Origin of the sequence: Zooshikella sp. RANM57 (genome assembly GCF_050749885.1) — a bacterium.
Taxonomy (GTDB): Bacteria; Pseudomonadota; Gammaproteobacteria; order Pseudomonadales; family Zooshikellaceae; genus Zooshikella.
Genome location: NZ_JBOIUB010000006.1, coordinates 273,898 through 294,152, shown reverse-complemented (window position 1 = coordinate 294,152; position 20,255 = coordinate 273,898). Strand labels below are relative to the sequence as shown.

Sequence of the window (20,255 nt, the reverse complement as noted above, 5' to 3'; positions counted from 1 at the left end):
TTAAGGGATAAGTAAACATGGATCGGTTTAACTTAGATGACTAAGTTAATCCTTTGATAAATTTGGTGCTACTTTGGTGTTATTAAAGAAAGTAGGCTGGAAGTATATCAAGGCAACATTAGATCACTGTTCTATTAATAAATGAGTAAGAAATAAATAAAGTACTGGGGTTTAGCCGAGATGGTTGATAAGAATCTAATAAAAGCCTGTGCCTTGATTTTTGTAGGTGTTTGCGCAGCGTTTATGCTATCACCTTACCTGCATACATCTGAAACACCCTCTGAAGTTTCTTCTGTTGTTGCTCCTTAATGTGGCTTTTTCAACAAGACAAGAGATATTCATGTCTTACTGTTAAACAGTAAGTTGTTAGGATAAGCCTGTATTTGTACTTTTGTCCTATTTGGCTTTCGATCAGTCTTGCTATTTAGAGTGTGTTTAATCTTTGTTAGCATGGTTTATTAAAACCATTTGTCTCTTAGGTATTACGCTTTAACCTGAATTAGAGTCATATTCCCCTTGAGTGTTCACCTTAAACCGGAAAAGTGTGAACCTGTTCGCTAAAAATCATTACTCCAAATAATATACTTATTCTGTCTTATTTAACGTTGAGAAAGTGACAAGGTATGTCGCAGCACATTAGTGCCATTTTATAGGGAGTCATCGTAGTACAACGTTGTCAGACAATCTCATTTCTTGGAGAATTTTACGTGAATTACACTAACCTGATGCGTACGACACTGTCGGTATTAGGCGTCTCACTATTTTCTTTTTATTTGGTGGGGTGTTCAGAGTCTACAGATAAAGCAGAAGTCAAAAAAGTAACTTCTGAAGTGTCTAAAGTCAGTACTGAACAGGCTGCAAGTCAAGCTTCACTACAAAATAATAAGTCATCAGAAAATAATCCTAAAGCAGCAGTAACAGAAGAAGTATTACCTGAGCCACCTGCTTCAAAAAAAGCCGTAGACTTAACTAAAGGACAACATCAGCTTTGGCAGCTTCAAGATGCAGATATTGAGAACAAAGAAACTTATGCCGTTCAAGCTGATCCAGCAGTACTGTCTTCATTTGTTATTGATGGCGTTGTGACAATGCAGGTAACACCTGATCATACCGTTGCAGCCAAGTTAGTTGAGACTTATAACGGCGACATGGGGGAAATGGTGTGGAAGGGAGAGATTGTTGATGGTGATAACACAGAAAGTATGTTGGTAACAGAAGGTGAGCGTACCACAATTATAAGTTTAGCTACGCGTTATGGTAATCAAACTATCGTAATTGATAAGGATACGGGAAAGGGGCGTGCAACAGATGAAGATAAAATTGCACAGAGTCAAAACCCTGACCATGTTGATGCTGTTCCTGTTAAAGACGACTTACTTAAATCACAACCAAAATAAATAACATTTAGATTGAAGAGCCATTCCGGGAGCCCTGCAATGAGTTTTTTGTTTCGAAAAAAAGCATTAGTGTTATCACTGGCGAGCTGTTTTGCTATGTCAGCACAAGCGGGTGATAATGTTGTTGATATCATGGTACTTTATACTCAAGATGCTGTTAATTATGTAGTAGCAGGTGATATTGACGCACAAATTGCTTCTTATATTAATTATTCAAATGAAACATTTAAGCGCAGTAATGTTAATTTGAAGTATCGACTTGTCCATAAGCAACTATTTAATCCAAGTAATATAAGTCGTTATAAAACAGTAAATAATAGTTCTCTGGCTGCATTTGCAGAAAATAGTGAGGTTGCCAACTTAAGGAAAAAATACGGGGCTGATATTGTCACGTTAGTCAACCTTCGGGAAAAAGTCGTTAAAGGAAATGCTGTATACTACACATGCGGTATAGGTTACGTACCTGGGGGTTATAATAATACCTTTTATTCGAACGCGAGTGCTAATGCCTATAACCTTGTTGGTGTAGAATGTGGTAATCGGACATTTTTGCATGAGTCAATGCATAATGCGGGTGCTGGACACTCTGCAGAGCAGGATGACTATAATTCAGAAAGTTATCGGGTAGATAAGTCTGCTCGTGGTTATGGTCAATATAACCGCTTTGCAACTATCATGGCATATCCTCATGTTTTTGGAAGTGCTAAGGCCGTTCCTTATATTTCTAATCCTTCTCTTTACCAGTGTGATGGTGATGCATGTGGTGTTCATGGTAGTGCTGATGCGGCAAAGCACTTGAATAAGATGGGTGGTAAAGTTGTTAACTTTATGGCAACAAAGGTAGTTGATACCTCTACGCCTACTGATGATGGAACAACTTCTGAACCTGAAACACCAAAAACGGATAACCCAGAAACACCAAAATCAAAGCCTAATCCTAAGCCAAAACCCAAGCCTGTTTCTGTCTGTGAAAAAGACGAGTTAGAAGGTAACTTACTCGAAGATGGTGATTTCAACAATGTTGGGGCATGGGAGTCTTACACTCGCTCTGAAAACATTGGCTCAGTCTATACTACTCGTGACTGTGGAAAAGACTATATTGCCCTAGTAAGTAATCGTAACTATTTTTACAGTGGTGCAGTACAAGATATTACTACCAAGGTTGAGTCAGGTGTTGAGTATACCCTTTCTGCCAAAATGGGCTTAAGTGGTAACTATCGCTCGCGGAGTACAGGTAGCTTAGCTATTCAGGTCTCTGATAGCCGAGGTACTTACTACCACTATGTAGCGAATAAGTCTTTGGCAGCCAATACGCTTTCTAAACTATCTGGCAAATTCAAAATAAATCCAAGAGGCACATTACACTCTGTTCGTGTTTTAGCTTATGGGCCTGATGCGGGTACTGACTTTTTCCTGGATGAAGTATTACTGAAAAAAGTTGACCAGCCAAAAGTTAAAGAAACACCAAAACCTGTTATTAGCTATGTGTTGGATGAAAACTTTGAGCGTGGTACAGGTAACTGGTTTGGATATGGTGCTTACGCGACTAACTCATGGCAATATGCCACATCTGGTTATCGTAGCTTGATTGCATATAGTCGTTCATCTCAATACAGCGGCCCAGCATTGAACCTTCATGGTATTATTGAGCCAGGTAAGCGCTTTAAGATGCAGGCTAAGTTAAGACTGGGCTACAGCTTGCAGCAAACTGAAAATGTTGAAGTTGTTCTGACCTATGTAAATAGCAATGGCTACCGTAAATGGGAAACTGTATCTGCTAAGAAAGTAAATAAGGGGCAATGGTACGACATTGAAGGTACATTTACTGCACCAAGTTATAACTTGCGTAGTACCTATATGATGATTGTTGGACCATCTGCTGGCACTGAGTACTATCTGGATGATGTTAAAGTGAATCGTGTTCAGTAGTATAGCGGTGTTATAATTTGTAATACGTTAAAAACAGGTGCTTAGGCACCTGTTTTTTTATATCGCATAGCATGTCAGCTTGAATACATACGCAACCAGTAGCTTAACAGGCCCTAATGCTTTAGATGTGCTGTTAGTCTTTCTGTATACACTGTGGTCTTCCGTGCAGTGCTTTCTTGTTTTCACAATAAACTGACTATTTTTAGGTAGGCTGATGAAAAGTGTTTACCTACGTGACAATAATTATGGGGAATGGCTAAAAATAAGACAAGAGTTTGATTTTAACTGTGATGCAAATCAATTCGGTATACAAAAAGTAATAAATAAGCAACAGAATGTGTGTTTTTTCACAACCGCATTAGGGGTTAACCTATAAACTTCACAAAACAAAATTGATTTAGTGCTAAGTACTTAATTGAAATATGTGCGATTTAAATTATGAAATCTTACGATTTTCAGCCTGATAATGAGTAATCATTATTATTTATCTAGGGATCGATGCATGAAGGTATTCTTTTTTGGCTGTTCTGGATTGTTATCATTGGCATGCAGCACATTTGTTGCATTGACTTCTATTAATTTATCCGAGCAAAACCACAGTGCATTACAGGTCAAGGAAACGGCTACCACAACGATTTCAAGCGTTGATACCTCTAAAGCTGGAACGGTTCAAAATACAGTGCTTGGGTCATCTGCTAATGAACTGCAACAAGCTGACCTAATGGGTGACCACATTTGGTCGGTTGACCCTGTTCCCTCAAAAGTTGAAGATGGAGTCCCCCTTCTAAAACTTCAAGCAAACCGTCAAGTATTGGCGTCTCTAAATCTTGGTCAAGTTTTACAACTTAAAGTACCTGGATTAAGCAAAGCACTTCAGGCTGAGCTATTTTCCACACATAACCAACGAAATAATATGCAAGTTTGGTCTGGGCGCTTACTAAACAGTCAACCAGGAGAGAGTATTTTAGTAACAAAAGGAAGTCATGAAACTTATATCACGATTTCTACCAAACAAGCGGTTTATTCTGTCCGAATAAATAATGAAACAGGTTACGGTACAATGATCAATGAAACACAGGCGCTTAATGACCTGGTGGATAGATCTAAAGACAAAACAAAGTCTGATTCTAATCAGTTCGCTCAAACAGATTAATAACTAAAAAGCCTTCCTTATACACGGTAATAACTTATCCTGCTTTATTCTTATCCAATATAAATGTTAAGTTTATATTCTTTTAGCTAGTTAATTTTGATTTCTTTTGCAAAAAAATATTTTCTGAAAATTGCATTGTGTAATTTGGTAATATTTTATTGTTATTCTTTATTAATGGCTTATTTTTTTAATGGTTGAAATGGCGGTAAATAGTTTTCTGAGTTTTGCTCATGTGTGAGAAAGTTGCAAGTAGTTGTTGAAGATATATTAAATTTAAAAGTGTTTTATTTTTTATAGGTTATTTCTTATAAGGTGTTAGGTGAAAAACTGATGCTGTTTCTAGCTAATTAATTCTTGCTATTTTATATGTTGATTTAAAAGTCGATTTCTTTACTTGACAGTCGCGCAAAAAAAATATTTGCTGTTAGAGGCGCAAAGCTTAAAGTTAAAAAAACAAGGATGTCACTTTTACAGGGAATTTTATATGAAAATCAAAAAGCTTTCAGCAGGAGTAATTGCTTCGTTGGTCTTAACGGGGAGTCTTGTGACTTCAAGCCTTAGTATTGGAAGTGGCATCACTGAAGAGAAGCAAAAGCTGTGGGTAACAATGGGTTCAGATGCTTATGCAGGTATACAGCAACTCATGGGCAACCAGCTTCCTAAATACAATGTTTCAAGTTTAGCCCAGACTGATGTTACTGTGACACAGCTAGACCCAGCCCACCTTGATTTAATTTCGTATTATATGCATGCCAAGTACAAGCGCTGTGGTGGTTTCATGGTGCATGACTCTTATGCTGATGCAGTGAAAGCTGCCAATGAAATGTTGGCGAACAAGACGGAATCATTAGTCGCTGTTGACTATACGATAGACCAACAAAAAGTGGTTAATGGGTTTTTACCTCAATTACAAGAAAGAGATATTCGTACGACAATTGAAGGAATGGCAGATTTTCATAACCGCTATTATCGTAGTGATACAGGTGAGGAAGCATCTAGTTGGATTAAAAATAACTGGGAGCGTTTAGCGCAAGGACGTACTGATACAAAAGTTGAATTATACAGTCATAGTGGATGGAAACAGCCTTCGGTTATTATGACATTACAAGGTGATGGTAGTACCGATGAAGTGGTTGTCATCGGTGGACATATGGACTCTATTAATCACACTGTCAATGATAAGTTAAATGCCCGTGCACCTGGTGCCGATGATAATGCATCAGGCATTGCCGCTATTACGGATGCCATAAAAGTAATGATGGCGAATAATTACAAGCCAAAACGAACCATTAAATTTATGGCTTATGCTGCTGAAGAGGTTGGCTTATTAGGTTCAGATGACATTGCAGAAGACATGAAAGGCCAGGGTGCAAATGTAGTGGGTGTCATGCAGCTTGATATGACTAACTACCAGGGGTCTTCATATGATTATGCTTTAGTCACTGACTATACCAATTCTGCGCAAAATGAATTCTTAAAACGACTAATCGGAGAGTACCTTTCTCAATACAGCTATACCACAATGCGTTGTGGCTATGCTTGTTCTGATCATGCGTCCTGGCATCGTCAAGGATACGCTGCGAGCATGCCGTTTGAAGCGCCTATGCAACAGAGTAATCGTTATATTCATACCGCCAATGACACCCTTGATAAGTCAGGCAATAATGCAAACCATGCATTAAAATTTGCTCAATTAGCCACTACCTTTTTGGTTGAGTTAGCTAAGAGTGCTGGTGACGACGATGGTGATGGGGATGACCAGGGTGAGTATAAACAGTTTTCCTCTGCCCTTGGTTTTTGCCTTGATGTCCAAGACTCGAAAGCACCTTTAGCGAATGACTGTAGTAAAACGGATGGTCAGCTGTGGATGCTAGGTAATGATGGGGCAATGAAGTCAAAACTGTATAAAGATTTATGTTTGACTGTGACAAGTAGTAGTGGAAGTAGTGGTTCAGTGGCTATGGAAAAATGTTCTGGCAGTAATAGTCAGCAATGGAGCCTCAATGGTGAAGCATTAATGAATGATAGTCTCTCTGATCGTGTACTTACCATTTATGGGTATATGCAAGGGGCTAAAGTGGGTATGTGGTATAACTGGGATCAGGATTACCAACGGTGGAGTTGGAAATAATTTTTTAAATCAACTGTCGTTTTCTCAAAATAAAACACGATTAAATGAAAAAGCCCATCAGTTGATGGGCTTTTTTTAGCAACTAAATAGCAATGGTGAATATTAAAGCAATAGCTCTCTAATATCCCCAAGTGCAGCAGCAAGTACTGAAGCAAAGCGTGCGGCATCTGCGCCATTAATTGCTCTGTGGTCATAGGACAAACACAGTGGCAGCATTAGACGAGGGATAAACTCTTTACCATTCCAGATAGGCTTCATGCTGGCTTTAGATACACCCAAAATACCCACTTCTGGTGCATTAACGATAGGTGTAAATGCAGTTCCACCAATGCTACCAAGGCTTGAAACAGTAAAGCATGCCCCTTGCATTTGTGCTGGAGTCAGCTTTTTGTCTTTCGCTTTTCCGGCTAGCTCAATTGTTTCTTGTGCGAGCTGCGTTAAGCTCTTCTTGTCCGCATCACGAATAACAGGTACCAGTAATCCATCAGGTGTGTCTACAGCAAACCCAATGTGGTAGTAGTCTTTCATGATTAATGCATCACCTGTTGGGTTCAGTGAAGCATTAAACTGTGGGATAGCTTTAAGCGCGTGAACACAAGCTTTAATGATAAAAGGCAATGGCGTCATTTTAACGCCTTTTTCTTTTTGTGCTTTACGGAATACTTCTAACTCTGTGATATCAGCTTCTTCAAACTGCGTTACATGAGGAACATTCAGCCAGGAGCGATGTAAGTTAAAAGCACCCACTTTACGTAAACGTGTTAGTGGTTCTTCTCGCACTGGACCAAATTGGCTGAAGTCAATCGCAGGTACAGTAGGAATTGCACCCATACCTTCTGCAACGGGTGCTGCTTTAGGTTTATTTAACTGCTCACTGACATACTGTTGTACGTCTTCTTTGAGAATACGTCCACGAGGACCAGAGCCTCTGACGAGTGCCATATCAACACCAAACTCACGGGCTAATTTGCGTACAGCCGGACCGGCATGAATACGCTTGTTAGGCTCTTGGAGCTGAGAAGAGGCTGCAGCACTGGCTGTTTGAGCTGAAGCTGCAGGCTTAGCGGGTGCTGTTGGTGCGCTAGCAGTAGGTGCTGCTGCTTCTTTCTGTGGCTGAGGTGCAGGGGCTGCGGGTTTTGCAGCACCTTTTACTTCAAGCTCCAGAATCGCATCACCCATTGAAACTTTATCATCGACCTTAAGCAGAATTTTTTTCACGACACCTGCTTTAGGTGCAGGGACTTCCATCGTGGCTTTATCTGACTCAAGAACAACCAAAGAATCTTCTGCAGCAATTTCATCGCCGACACTGACACATATTTCAATGACAGGAACGTCATCACTACCAATGTCAGGAACATTGATTATTTCTACTGTTGTCTCGGTAGGTGCTTCAGCTACTGGGGCTGGAGCATCTTCAGTTGCTGACTGACTTACAGGCTCTTCTACTGCAGGTTGGCTTGTGGTATCTGTTTGAGCACTACTACCTGCAGTTGCCAGAACGATAATGTCGTGTCCTTCAGAAACCTTGTCCCCCACTTTGACCAGGATCTCTTTGATTTGGCCAGCCTTAGGGCAAGGGATTTCCATCGATGCTTTATCTGACTCTAAAACAATCAGTGATTCTTCTTCCGCAACGTCATCACCTACATTGACGGAAATTTCAATGATTTCGACGTCTTCACTGCCACCAATGTCGGGTACTTTAATAATCTCGTCTGTCATTTGCGTGTTACCTTAATTAATCCGTGACTGAAGGTGTTAGCACTTAACGGGGTTATTTTTTTCAGGGTCAATGCCGTACTTCTGCATTGCCTTGGTAACCACGCTGGCTTCGATTAGCCCTTCTTCTTTCAGCGCATTTAAGGCAGCGATAGTGATGAAGTAACGATCTACTTCAAAGAATTCACGCAGTTTTTTACGAGAGTCACTACGGCCAAAACCATCAGTACCCAATACCACATATTGTGAAGGAATAAATTCACGAACCTGGTCAGCGTAAAGCTTCATGTAATCTGTTGCAGCAACAACAGGCCCTTGGCGGTTAGCAAAGCAGCTAGTCACATAAGGAACTTTCGCTTCAGACTCTGGGTGCATTTGGTTCCAACGCTTGGCTTCTAGTGCTTCACGACGAAGTTCATTGAAGCTGGTTGCACTCCAAATATCAGACTCTACTTTAAAGTCTTTTTTCAGTAATTCTGCTGCAGCACGCACTTCTTGCAGGATGGTGCCACAACCCATTAACTGAACTTTTAGCTTAGCTTTACGTGAGTTCTCTTCGAGGCAGTATAGTCCTTTCAGAATACCATCAATCACCGCAGGATCTTCTGGAAGAGCAGGGTGTTGGTAGTTCTCGTTCATCGTTGTGATGTAATAGAACACATTTTCCTGTTCGGTATACATCCGGCGAATACCATCACGAACAATCACAGCCAGTTCGTAGCCATAGGTTGGGTCATAGCTTATACAGTTTGGAATGGTCGAAGCCAAAATATGACTGTGACCATCCTGGTGTTGTAAACCTTCGCCATTGAGTGTGGTACGGCCTGAAGTTGCTCCAATGAGGAAGCCTCGTGCCTGGATATCACCAGAGGCCCAAGCCAGGTCACCTGTACGTTGGAAACCGAACATTGAGTAGAATGCATAGAACGGAATCATGGGGACATTATTGAAGCTATACGCCGTAGCTGCAGCAACCCACGCAGAGTGTGCACCAGCCTCATTAATACCTTCTTGCAGAATCTGACCTTTTTTGTCTTCTTTGTAGAACATGACTTGGTCAGAGTCGACTGGATCGTAAAGCTGTCCAGCAGAAGAGTAAATACCTAACTGGCGGAACATGCCCTCCATACCAAAAGTACGCGCTTCGTCAGGAACGATAGGTACAACGTGCTTGCCAATGGCTTTGTCTTTAACCAACGCATTCAAGATGCGAACAAAGGCCATAGTGGTTGAAATTTCCCGCTCACCGCTACCTTTAGTGACTTGTTCAAAGGCTTTTAGCTCTGGTGTAGGCAGTGAAGAACTCTTAGTCCGGCGCTGAGGGATATAGCCACCCAGTGTTTCACGACGCTTGCGCATGTAGACCATTTCTGGGCTGTCTGCGTCTGGGCAGTAGTATGGGACATTCTCAAGTTCGTCATCTTTGATGGGGATATCGAAGCGGTCACGGAATGCTTTCAGTTCATCTAGCTTCAGCTTTTTCAGTGAGTGTGTGGTATTAGCAGCCATACCACTACCAATTTCGTAACCTTTAACGGTCTTGGCAAGAATAACTGTTGGCTGACCAGTATGGTTAACTGCAGCATGGTAAGCAGCGTAAACCTTATAAGGGTCGTGACCACCACGGTTGAGCTTGTAGATATCGTCATCTGACAAGTGCTCAACCATTTTCAGTGTTTCATCGTGTTTACCAAAGAAGTGCTCACGGGTATAAGAGCCGCCTTTAGCTTTGTAGTTTTGGTAGTCACCATCAACGCACTCGTCCATACGTTGTTGCAATAAACCATTGTCATCTTGAGCAAATAGAGGATCCCAGTGGCGGCCCCAAACTACTTTAATAACGTTCCAGCCTGCACCACGGAACTGACCTTCAAGCTCCTGGATAATTTTGCCATTACCACGAACTGGGCCATCTAGACGCTGTAAGTTACAGTTAACCACAAAAATAAGGTTATCCAGATTTTCACGGCCAGCCATACCAATGGCTCCCATAGATTCTGGCTCATCCATTTCGCCATCACCCAGGAATGCCCATACTTTACGGTTGCCGGCTTTAGCCATGCTACGGTTTTCCAAGTACTTCATGAAATGAGCTTGGTAAATGGCTTGTAACGGACCAAGGCCCATAGAAACGGTTGGGAATTGCCAGAAGTCAGGCATCAGCCAAGGGTGTGGATAAGATGATAAGCCATTGCCATCAACTTCACGACGGAAGTTATCGAGCTGTTGTTCGGTGATGCGGCCTTCTAAAAAGGCACGAGAATAGATACCTGGTGCAGTATGGCCTTGGAAGTAAATCAGGTCGCCATCATTTTCATCGTTGGGACCTTTAAAGAAGTAGTTAAAGCCAATGTCATACAAGGTTGCACTGGATGCAAAACTGGAAATGTGTCCACCAAGATCATCTGGACTCATGTTCGCCCGCATAACCATCGCCATTGCATTCCAACGAACCAGCGAGCGGATTCTGCGCTCCATAAATAAGTCGCCAGGCATACGCGCTTCACGGGATGAAGGGATAGTGTTGCGATATGGCGTCGTAATAGCGTACGGCAACTGAGTTCCTTTGCGGCTCGCATATCGTGCAAGGCGAGTCAGCAAATAATGCGCACGATCTTCTCCCTCTTTTTCGAGTACTGACTCTAGCGCTTCGAGCCACTCTTGGGTTTCAATAGGATCCACATCATTCTGCATCATTTAAATTGCTCCAGGTCTTAGAAGCCTTGGGATCAGGCGTATAATGATTATAGCTACAAGGTTGTTAGCGCTTGATTATCTAAGAATTGAAAAGATTATTACGATTTTAATCTTTTTTATGTAGTAATACTACAAATTGATCCAATTTGAGGTCTTTAAGGCTGAGTTTATGTAGTAAAGCTACAAAAAAAGTAAGGTTAAAAACTGTTCAAAACCTTTAGGTTGTACCTTCTCATCTGTCAAGTTTGAGTCAATAAGGATTAGCAATGCGATCATTGCCATTAAACGATTGTCCCCAGGAGATTAGTTCGTTAGTGACTTTTTACTGGGAGCAGTTTGTACAAAATTGCCGCGACAATAACACAACTTGCAATGACTTGGATAGATTGCCAGACAGTTTTTGGGCTGATTTGGTGACTGTGTGGGGAGGGAGTAGCTATGTTGCTCAGCAATGTTGTCATCACCCTGATTGGCTATTAGCGCTAGCGTCTGAATATGATCCACAAAGCCAGATATCAAGCAGTTCGGTAATACCAACGTTATCATCAATTCTTGCTGAGATTGATGATGAAAATCGAGTGATGGAGGTTGTACGACAGTTTCGTCATAGAAAAATGGTAGGCATCATTTGGCGTGATTTAGCTAATAAAGCAACATTAACTGAGACAACTTCAGCATTAACTCGGCTTGCTGAAGAATGTATTGATGGCAGTTATCACTGGTGTTACCAGCATTTCTCTAAACAGTGGGGAACACCTGTCTGGCAACAACCAAGTCAGCAGGGTAAACCACAGCATATGGTCATCCTTGGTATGGGGAAGCTGGGAGCCGGGGAGTTAAATTTATCCTCGGATATTGACTTGATATTTGCTTACCCTCAAGCAGGGCAAACGGAAGGACTACAAAAGGTTATCAGTAACCAGGAGTTTTTTGTTCGTCTTGGGCAAAAACTGATTAATGTACTGGATGCTAATACAAAAGATGGTTTTGCTTTTCGGGTTGATATGCGGTTACGTCCTTATGGGCAAAGTGGTGCATTGGTTTTAAATTTTGATGCTATGGAACAGTACTATCAGGACCAAGGGCGTGACTGGGAGCGCTTTGCCATGATCAAGGCGCGGGTGGTTGGCGGAGATAAAAAAGCAGGAGAAGATTTACTTGCCAGGTTGAAGCCATTTGTATTCAGACGCTATGTGGATTTTAGTGCCATTAATGCACTGCGAGAAATGAAACAAATGATTAGCCGTGAGGTGGTACGTAAGGGGCGTCAGCACAATATAAAGCTTGGACCAGGAGGTATCCGTGAGGTTGAGTTTATTGTCCAGGCTTTTCAATTAATCCATGGTGGTCGGGACCCGGCTCTGCAACAAAAGTCAGTATTTAAGTTACTAAAGGTGTTAGCGGGTCAGGGCTATCTTCCGCTCGTGGCTACCCAAGAGCTTGAGCGTGCTTACCAGTTTTTACGTAAGTTAGAGCATGTGCTGCAAGCCTGGGCAGATCAGCAAACTCAAGACTTACCAACCCATAAAACACAGCAAGACAGACTCGCCTGGAGTTTGGGATTTTCAGACTGGAGTGCGTTAGTCCTGGCTTTGGATACGCACCGCAAAAAAGTTAGTTACCATTTTTCACAAATGGTAGCAGAACCCAGCGAAGAACATGCATCTGATGAAGTGTTGTCCTGTTGGCAGTCTTTGTGGCAAGGGCAACTAAATGAAGACGAAGCTATTCAACAGTTGGAAACTCATCAGTTTCAACAGCCTGAAACAATTTTTCAGCATTTACAGCAAATGGCCAATGGTAAAGCTGTACGAATGATGCAGCGTAAAGGTCGGCAGCGATTAGATACTTTCATACCCATGTTACTTGCTGCGGTTGTACACCAAAGCGATCCCAGTAATACATTACTAAGAGTTTTACCTTTAGTGGAGCGAGTCTTAAGGCGAACTGCGTATTTATTGTTGTTGATTGAGAATCCAGAGGCTCTTCAGCAACTTTTAAAGCTGTGCGCTGCCAGCCCCTGGATTGCCGATATCATTGCTCGCTACCCTGTTTTGCTTGATGAATTTTTAGATGTGGGGTCACTTTATTCTCCACCCGATAAAGAAACATTGGCCGATGAGCTTCGACAGCAATTAGCGAGAGTGCCAGAGGAAGATATTGAGCTACAAATGGAAAGCTTGCGTTACTTTCGTATGGCTCATGTACTTAGAGTGGCTGCCTCTGAAGTCGCAGGTACTCTGCCTTTAATGAAAGTCAGTGACTATTTAACCTGGATTGCCGAAGCAGTGTTAGAGCATGTGTTGTACATTGCGCTGCATTACGTGCAAAGCCGGTATGGTTTTCCTGGTGGGGTGGAGGGTGATCAAGTTGAGTTTATTGTTATCGCTTACGGAAAATTAGCGGGTATAGAACTAAGTTATGGATCTGACTTGGATTTAGTATTTGTATATAACGCACCTCATAACAAAGCTTCTTCTGGTCCTAAGGAAATAGATAACAGTCTTTATTTTATGCGCCTCGGACAGCGCATGATTCACATCCTTACTGCACAGACACCTTCAGGACAACTTTATGATGTTGATATGCGGTTAAGGCCTTCGGGTGCATCAGGGTTATTGGTCTCAACTATTAATGCTTATGCGGAGTATCAAACTGATAAAGCCTGGACCTGGGAGCATCAAGCACTCGTCAGAGCAAGAGTAGTTGCTGGATCAGCCCCATTAACAGAGCAATTTAACCGAGTTCGTGCTGAGGTGCTGAGTCAAGCTCGTGACCAGGAAAAACTCAAAGAAGAAGTCATTTCTATGCGTAATAAAATGCGCGATAACTTAGCCACCAAGGAAACGAGTGGGGGGAGGAATGAGACTGCCTGGTTATCTGAGGCCAAATTTAATCTTAAACACGATTATGGAGGTATCGTTGATATTGAATTTATGGTGCAATATATGGTCCTGGCTTGGTCGCACCAAAATTCTGACTTACTGACCTATACCGATAATATTCGGATCTTGGAGGAGTTAGAAAAAGCAGGCCTGTTAGCACCTGAATCTGCTAACCTGCTCCGCGAGGCTTACAAGGCTTATCGTTCTGCGGCTCATCGGCTGGTGTTACAAAATCAGTCTGGTGTGGTTACCGGCGATTCCTTTCATGAATATCGGCAGGGTGTCATTGCACTCTGGCAACAACTACTTGGGGATACCCCTAGCCCAGTAGCTCATGAGAGTGGTGCCGACTAAACTTATACCTTTTGCATGAGTTCTAATAACCAATTGTTAAACCTGACATAGAGAAGCAGATTGAACAAGGAGTCTCATTTATGACGATGGCCGATCGCGATGGTCTGATTTGGTTTGATGGGGAGATGGTGCCTTGGCGTGAGGCTAAAACCCATGTGCTAACCCACACACTACATTATGGTTTGGGGGTGTTTGAGGGGGTTCGGGCTTATCATACTGACCGTGGACCTTGTATATTCAGGTTGCAGGAACATACAGATCGTTTGTATCGAAGCGCACATATCCTGGGAATGAAAATCCCGTATAGCAAAGAAGAACTTATTGCTGCGCAAAAAGCAGCAGTTAAAGAAAATAAGCTAGATAATGCCTACTTACGGCCAATGTGTTTTTATGGTTCTGAAGGAATGGGGCTGCGTGCGGATAATCTTAAAGTGCATGCTATTGTTGCTGCCTGGGAGTGGCCTAGCTACATGAGTCCTGAAGCTTTAGAACATGGTATTAAAATCCGTACCTCTTCGTACACTCGCCACCATGTCAACATTACGATGTGTAAAGCAAAAGCAAATGGCAACTACATTAATTCAATGCTGGCACTGAAAGAAGCACAGGACTGTGGCTGTGAAGAAGCACTCCTCCTGGATAATGAAGGCTATGTCGCTGAAGGCAGTGGTGAAAATATTTTCCTCGTTAAAAACGATAAATTATATACGCCTGAATTAACATCCTGTCTGGAAGGTATTACCCGAGATTCCATTTTGCAGTTTGCTGCTGAGCTGGGTATTGAAGTGATTGAAAAGCGGATTACCCGTGATGAGGTTTATGTCGCTGACGAAGCCTTTTTTACTGGAACTGCAGCTGAAGTTTTACCTATTAGAATGCATGATAACCGTGTTATTGGTAAAGGCGATCGTGGTCCAATCACCACGAAATTACAGCAAATGTACTTCGATCAGGTCACGGGTAAGCGCGATGCTAATCCCGAATGGCTCACACCTGTGTTATGATTCCTCGTTTGACGGAATGTCAGTCACTTTTTCCTGTATCTGGATGTCCAGATACAGGTTGCCTGAGTTTAGGCATGAAAAGACTAACCCTAATGTAAATTGGTTGCGCGCGTGAAGATCCTTGTGGTTGGTCCCTCCTGGGTGGGGGATATGGTCATGGCACAGACATTGTTTATGAGTCTTAAGGCTCAACATCCTGGCTGTGTTATTGATGTTTTGGCGCCAGAGTGGAGCCGTCCTATTTTGCAGCGAATGCCTGAGGTGCATAAAAGTGTTGCTATGCCTGTGGGGCATGGTGAGCTTAAGTTATCTGCACGTTGGCAACTGGCCCGAAAATTACGTTATAAGCATTATGACCAAGCGATAGTTTTACCAAACTCACTGAAGTCTGCATTGATTCCTGCGCTGGCAAAAATTCCACAGCGAACGGGGTGGGTGGGTGAATGTCGTTATGGGCTTCTCAATGATATACGTAAGTTGGAGAAATCAGCTTTACCATTAATGATCCAGCGCTTTATTGCACTGGCGTATCCTGCTAACGCACAACTGCCTGTTGATTTACCTGCTCCTGCGTTGCATGTTGATAAAATTTCTTTGCAAAAAGCATTAGCACGCTATGAGTTACTGGCTGATGATCGCTCACCAGTACTCGCACTTTGTCCTGGTGCTGAATTTGGACCTGCGAAACGCTGGCCTGAGCAGCACTACAGTGCGGTAGCTACGCATATGATTCAGGCTGGTTGGCAAGTATGGTTATTAGGTTCTGCAAAGGATCAGGAGGTGACTGCAAAGATTGCCTCGCAGATTCCAGAGCAGTGGCAGAATCAGGTGCAAAATTTAGCTGGACGGACCTCTCTCGCAGAAGCGATTGATTTACTCTCGATGGCTTCAGCTGTGGTCAGTAATGACTCAGGGTTAATGCATATTGCGGCAGCCTTGGAGCGACCACTCGTTGTGGTTTATGGCTCTACATCACCTGACTTTACGCCCCCTTTAAATCAACAGCAGGCGGCAGTGCGTTTAGGTTTAGAGTGTAGCCCCTGTTTTAAGCGTGAGTGTCCCTTAGGGCACTTAAAGTGTCTCCACCAGCTAACGCCACCAGTGGTGATTGAAGCACTGCAAAAACTGGTGTCTGTGACTAAAAAGCCTGTAAAGAGCGCTGCTAGTTCATGTGGATAATGTTCAGTTAGATATTGAGCTGCAATGAAAAAAGTACTTGTTGTAAAAACCTCATCGCTTGGTGATGTCATTCATACCTTACCAGCCTTAACTGATGCACAAGAAGCTATTCCTGGTATTCGATTTGACTGGGTTGTGGAAGAGGCTTTTGCAGAAATTCCCCACTGGCATCCTGCGGTAGACAAAGTTATTCCTGTCGCCATTCGGCGTTGGCGGAAAAATATTGTGAAAACCATGAAGCAGGGTGAATGGCAGCGGTTTAAGCAGCAGCTACAGGCAACAACATACGATGCTGTCATTGATGCTCAAGGCTTATTGAAAAGTGCATGGCTGACATATTTAACACATGGCCAAAGCTATGGCATGGATAAATCTTCTGCTAGAGAAGCACTAGCAGCTCACTTCTATCAAAACACTATACCTGTTGTGAAAGGTATTCATGCCGTTGAACGGGTCCGTCAGCTATTTGCCAATGCTTTGGGTTACAAGCTACCAAGTCAACAAGGAAAGTTTGCGCTTAATAAAACAATGCTCCTTGCTGACTCCCCTGAAACGAATCAACCCGTTTCAGTATTACCTTCCAGCCCTTATGTTGTTTTTTTGCATGGTACAACACGTGAGCAAAAGCATTGGCCCGAGCCTTACTGGTTTGAGCTGGCAGAAAAGTTCGCAGAACAGGGGCTTTATATTGTATTGCCTTGGGGGAATGAGGTAGAAAAGCAGAGAGCTAATCGTATTCAATCTAAGGTTTTATCAAAAGCTGTGGTTTTACCCAAACTGAACCTTGCTGGTATAGCTAATGTATTGGCCAAAGCGACTTGTGTGATCGCAGTAGATACTGGATTAGGTCATCTTGCAGCTGCTCTGGATAGACCATGTATTTCTTTATATGGGCCAACGAGTCCTCGTTTAGTCGGTACTTACGGTGAAGGCCAATGTCATTTGACCGTTGATGATGCCAACGCGACTAATAATAAGCCACTTCCTGCTGTTGAACCGGCTATTTTTCGTAGCTTAATGCCAACTCAGGTATTTCAGGCTGTCCAGCCATTCTTAGCCTAGATCGTTGTTCTATGAAGTTAGCATTTATTCTCTTTAAATATTTTCCTTATGGTGGATTGCAACGCGATTTTTTGCGTATTGCGCTTGAGTGTCAGAGTCGCGGGCATGACATTGTGGTTTATACCATGGATTGGCAAGGTGAAAAGCCTGCTGGTTTTGTTATCCATCAAATGAAACCAAAAGCATTAGCAGCTCATAAACGGGATAAATGCTTTCATCAAGCAGTGATGAATCATATTGAGCAAAACGCAGTAGATTGTGTTGTTGGCTTTAATAAAATGCCAGGGCTGGATATTTATTATGCTGCTGATGCTTGTTATGAAGATAAAGCACGTTTGCAGCGAAGTAAATTATATCGCTTGATGCAGCGTTATAAACATTTTTCGGCATTTGAGAGAGGGGTTTTTAGCCCTGAAAGTGCAACTCACATTTTATTGATTGCACCTGCTCAGCAAGCCTTATTTGAACAGCATTATCATACCCCATCTGAACGTTTTCATATATTACCACCAGGAATTTCACAAGATCGTTGTGCTCCAGAAAATGCAGAAGAAATCCGTCAGCAGTTGCGTGAAGAATTTAATATTGCAGCAAGTGATAAGTTTGTATTGATGGTAGGGTCTGGCTTTCGTACAAAAGGATTGGATAGAGCGCTTAATGCTATTGCAGCTTTACCTGATCAATTGAAACAAAGCATACATTTTATGGTGATAGGCCAAGATAACGCTAAACCATTTTGGCGGCTTGCGCGTAAATTAGGCATTGAAAAACAGTTATCTGTTTTATCTGGGCGAGATGATATTCCACGCTTTTTATTGGGAGCCGATTTACTGATTCATCCGGCTTATCACGAAAATACGGGTACGGTATTACTTGAAGCGGCCGTTGCGGGACTCCCAGTGCTGACGACGGACGTCTGTGGATACGCGCACTACATAGATAAGGCTAATATTGGTTGTGTGGTGCAATCACCTTTTAAGCAAGAAGATTTAAATAAGCAGTTACTGGCAATGCTCTCTGATCAGGAGGCGTATCAGCAGAGACATGAAAATGGTTTGCAGTTTGCCAAGCATGCTGATATTTACAGCATGCCACAGCAGGCAAGTACATTGATTGAACAGTTAGCCAGCCAGCGGGGTAAGTAGCTTTGACTATTTATTTACGAAAAGAGTTTGAAGAGCGTTGGGCTGGGCTGGATCCCTTTGAGCAAGTTAAGCTATTACAGGGAAAGGTATTTCGTGAACTGGAGGCTCGTCGTACGCTTCAGTTTAAGACTGCAGGAAAAAGCTATTTTGCAAAAATCCATGGTGGTATTGGCTGGAAAGAAATAATCGCGAACCTTCTTCGATTCCGTTTGCCTGTACTGGGTGCAGAAAATGAGTGGTTAGCGATTAGGCGCCTGGAGAAAGCTGAAGTACCCACAATGACAGTCGCCGCATATGGCAAACGAGGGAAAAATCCTGCACAACAGCTGTCGTTTATTATTACTGATGATTTAACGAATACCATCAGTTTGGAGGACTACACGCTTGATTGGTTAAAGCACCCTCCATCTTATGCCATAAAATATCAACTGATTAAAAAAGTTGCTGAATACACAAGGAAAATGCATCTGAGTGGCGTTAATCATCGTGATTATTATATATGTCATTATTTATTACGTTTACCAGATGATGGTTCTCAGTTAACAGTAGAAACGATAAAGCTCAACTTGATTGATCTGCACAGAGCACAGGTTCGCTCTAAAACACCAACACGCTGGATTAAAAAAGATTTAGCGGCACTTTACTTTTCAGTATTAGATATTGGCTTAACGTACCGGGATGTCTTGCGGTTTATTCGTTATTATACTGGCATACCACTAAGGCAGGCTCTGAAAAATCAACGCTATTGGCAAAGCATTACTCACAAAGCAAAGAAAATGTACCTTCGAAAACAGCGGAAGGGTGATGCCATTTAGCGTATGAACTTGAGGAGTAGTGGTTTGATAACAACTAAGTGGACGGTAACGCCAAGCTATCAACAAGGTGATGCGGGGGATGCTTTTTCTAGTTTGGAAAAAGTATTTTCGTTACCTGGTGAGTTAATTACAACAGACCCTATAAGTGCTGTATATAAGGTTAGGGTTGGCGACAAATACTATTTTGTTAAACGCTATACGGCGGGCGGCAAAGGCATTCGACGTTACCTTGGACCAAGCCGGGTAAAAATGGAGTGGCAGAATCTTTTATTTTTTCAAAAATTAGGTCTTCCCACAGCCCCTATTGTTGCCTATGGAGAGTCCAGGTTTTTAGGTAAAACCCTCTGTGGAGCACTTATCACGGAAGAACTGGTTGGGACTGATGATTTGGCTTCTTTAGCTCAGGCTGAGGCCTCTTGTTTAAAAGATCATAATTGGGTTACAGCGGTTAGTAATCAAGTGGCTGATGCAACGAGAGTACTACATAGGGAAAGATTCGCACATAATGACTTAAAGTGGCGTAATGTCTTAGTTACGACTGGACCTAATCCACAAATTTATTTAATTGATTGCCCTGCAGGCACTCGCTGGTTTGGTCCGATGCTGAGCTATCGTAAAATTAAAGACCTGGCGTGTCTAGATAAGGTTGCTAAGTATCACTTAACCCCAAAACAACGCCTAGCATTTTATAAGCGCTATCAGCAATGCGGTAAATTGTCTATTGCTGATAAGCATCAAATTCGTAAAATCGTGCAGTTTTTTGCTGGCCGAGAATAGGTGTA

At 42.4% G+C, this 20,255-nt stretch carries 13 protein-coding genes; 11 read left to right on the top strand and 2 right to left on the bottom strand.

All coding sequences use genetic code 11. From position 1 onward, the window contains the following. Positions 1-707: 707 nt before the first annotated feature. From ACQ96U_RS14705 to ACQ96U_RS14690, 4 genes are all read left to right on the top strand, one after another. Positions 708-1,397 (top strand): hypothetical protein, encoded by a 690-nt coding sequence (locus tag ACQ96U_RS14705; protein ID WP_431722027.1) that lies wholly within the window; start codon positions 708-710, stop codon positions 1,395-1,397. Positions 1,398-1,436: 39 nt separating this feature from the next. Further along, complete coding sequence (locus ACQ96U_RS14700) at positions 1,437-3,326, top strand: carbohydrate binding domain-containing protein (protein ID WP_431722026.1); 1,890 nt, start codon at positions 1,437-1,439, stop codon at positions 3,324-3,326. A gap of 502 nt (positions 3,327-3,828) precedes the next feature. Next, positions 3,829-4,479, top strand: coding sequence for a hypothetical protein (locus tag ACQ96U_RS14695; RefSeq protein ID WP_431722025.1), 651 nt, complete (start codon positions 3,829-3,831; stop codon positions 4,477-4,479). A gap of 484 nt (positions 4,480-4,963) precedes the next feature. After that, complete coding sequence (locus ACQ96U_RS14690) at positions 4,964-6,610, top strand: M20/M25/M40 family metallo-hydrolase (protein ID WP_431722024.1); 1,647 nt, start codon at positions 4,964-4,966, stop codon at positions 6,608-6,610. Between the two features lie 102 nt (positions 6,611-6,712). Here ACQ96U_RS14690 and aceF read toward each other — a convergent pair whose 3' ends face one another. Further along, entirely contained in the window at positions 6,713-8,335 is a 1,623-nt protein-coding gene (aceF, locus tag ACQ96U_RS14685) for a dihydrolipoyllysine-residue acetyltransferase (protein ID WP_431722023.1), read from the bottom strand. Positions 8,336-8,371: 36 nt separating this feature from the next. Next, positions 8,372-11,026, bottom strand: coding sequence for a pyruvate dehydrogenase (acetyl-transferring), homodimeric type (aceE, locus tag ACQ96U_RS14680; RefSeq protein WP_431722101.1), 2,655 nt, complete (start codon positions 11,024-11,026; stop codon positions 8,372-8,374). Between the two features lie 269 nt (positions 11,027-11,295). Between aceE and glnE the strand changes: the two genes are divergently transcribed. The 7 genes from glnE to ACQ96U_RS14645 all read left to right on the top strand — a co-directional run bounded on the left by glnE (position 11,296) and on the right by ACQ96U_RS14645 (position 20,250). Beyond that, a complete protein-coding gene (gene glnE, locus ACQ96U_RS14675; RefSeq protein ID WP_431722022.1) occupies positions 11,296-14,268 on the top strand; it encodes a bifunctional [glutamate--ammonia ligase]-adenylyl-L-tyrosine phosphorylase/[glutamate--ammonia-ligase] adenylyltransferase in 2,973 nt (990 codons plus the stop codon). 80 nt (positions 14,269-14,348) lie between these two features. After that, a complete protein-coding gene (locus tag ACQ96U_RS14670; RefSeq protein ID WP_431722021.1) occupies positions 14,349-15,272 on the top strand; it encodes a branched-chain amino acid transaminase in 924 nt (307 codons plus the stop codon). Positions 15,273-15,383: 111 nt separating this feature from the next. Next, entirely contained in the window at positions 15,384-16,451 is a 1,068-nt protein-coding gene (gene waaF / locus ACQ96U_RS14665; protein ID WP_431722020.1) for a lipopolysaccharide heptosyltransferase II, read from the top strand. A gap of 24 nt (positions 16,452-16,475) precedes the next feature. Further along, positions 16,476-17,513 (top strand): lipopolysaccharide heptosyltransferase I, encoded by a 1,038-nt coding sequence (waaC, locus tag ACQ96U_RS14660; protein ID WP_431722019.1) that lies wholly within the window; start codon positions 16,476-16,478, stop codon positions 17,511-17,513. Between the two features lie 11 nt (positions 17,514-17,524). Continuing rightward, on the top strand, positions 17,525-18,658 hold the full coding sequence (locus ACQ96U_RS14655) for a glycosyltransferase family 4 protein (protein ID WP_431722018.1): 1,134 nt from the start codon (positions 17,525-17,527) through the stop codon (positions 18,656-18,658). Between the two features lie 2 nt (positions 18,659-18,660). Continuing rightward, positions 18,661-19,473, top strand: coding sequence for a lipopolysaccharide core heptose(I) kinase RfaP (gene rfaP / locus ACQ96U_RS14650; RefSeq protein ID WP_431722017.1), 813 nt, complete (start codon positions 18,661-18,663; stop codon positions 19,471-19,473). A 24-nt stretch (positions 19,474-19,497) separates the two neighbouring features. Beyond that, a complete protein-coding gene (locus ACQ96U_RS14645) occupies positions 19,498-20,250 on the top strand; it encodes a lipopolysaccharide kinase InaA family protein (RefSeq protein ID WP_431722016.1) in 753 nt (250 codons plus the stop codon). Positions 20,251-20,255 lie beyond the last annotated feature (5 nt).

Coding starts and splice junctions, on each gene's coding strand:
- ACQ96U_RS14700 (WP_431722026.1), top strand. CDS start 1,437: ATGAGTTTTTTGTTTCGAAAAAAAGCATTAGTGTTATCACTGGCGAGC.
- ACQ96U_RS14655 (WP_431722018.1), top strand. CDS start 17,525: ATGAAGTTAGCATTTATTCTCTTTAAATATTTTCCTTATGGTGGATTG.
- ACQ96U_RS14670 (WP_431722021.1), top strand. CDS start 14,349: ATGACGATGGCCGATCGCGATGGTCTGATTTGGTTTGATGGGGAGATG.
- glnE (WP_431722022.1), top strand. CDS start 11,296: ATGCGATCATTGCCATTAAACGATTGTCCCCAGGAGATTAGTTCGTTA.
- aceE (WP_431722101.1), bottom strand. CDS start 11,026: ATGCAGAATGATGTGGATCCTATTGAAACCCAAGAGTGGCTCGAAGCG.
- ACQ96U_RS14690 (WP_431722024.1), top strand. CDS start 4,964: ATGAAAATCAAAAAGCTTTCAGCAGGAGTAATTGCTTCGTTGGTCTTA.
- ACQ96U_RS14695 (WP_431722025.1), top strand. CDS start 3,829: ATGAAGGTATTCTTTTTTGGCTGTTCTGGATTGTTATCATTGGCATGC.
- aceF (WP_431722023.1), bottom strand. CDS start 8,335: ATGACAGACGAGATTATTAAAGTACCCGACATTGGTGGCAGTGAAGAC.
- waaC (WP_431722019.1), top strand. CDS start 16,476: ATGAAAAAAGTACTTGTTGTAAAAACCTCATCGCTTGGTGATGTCATT.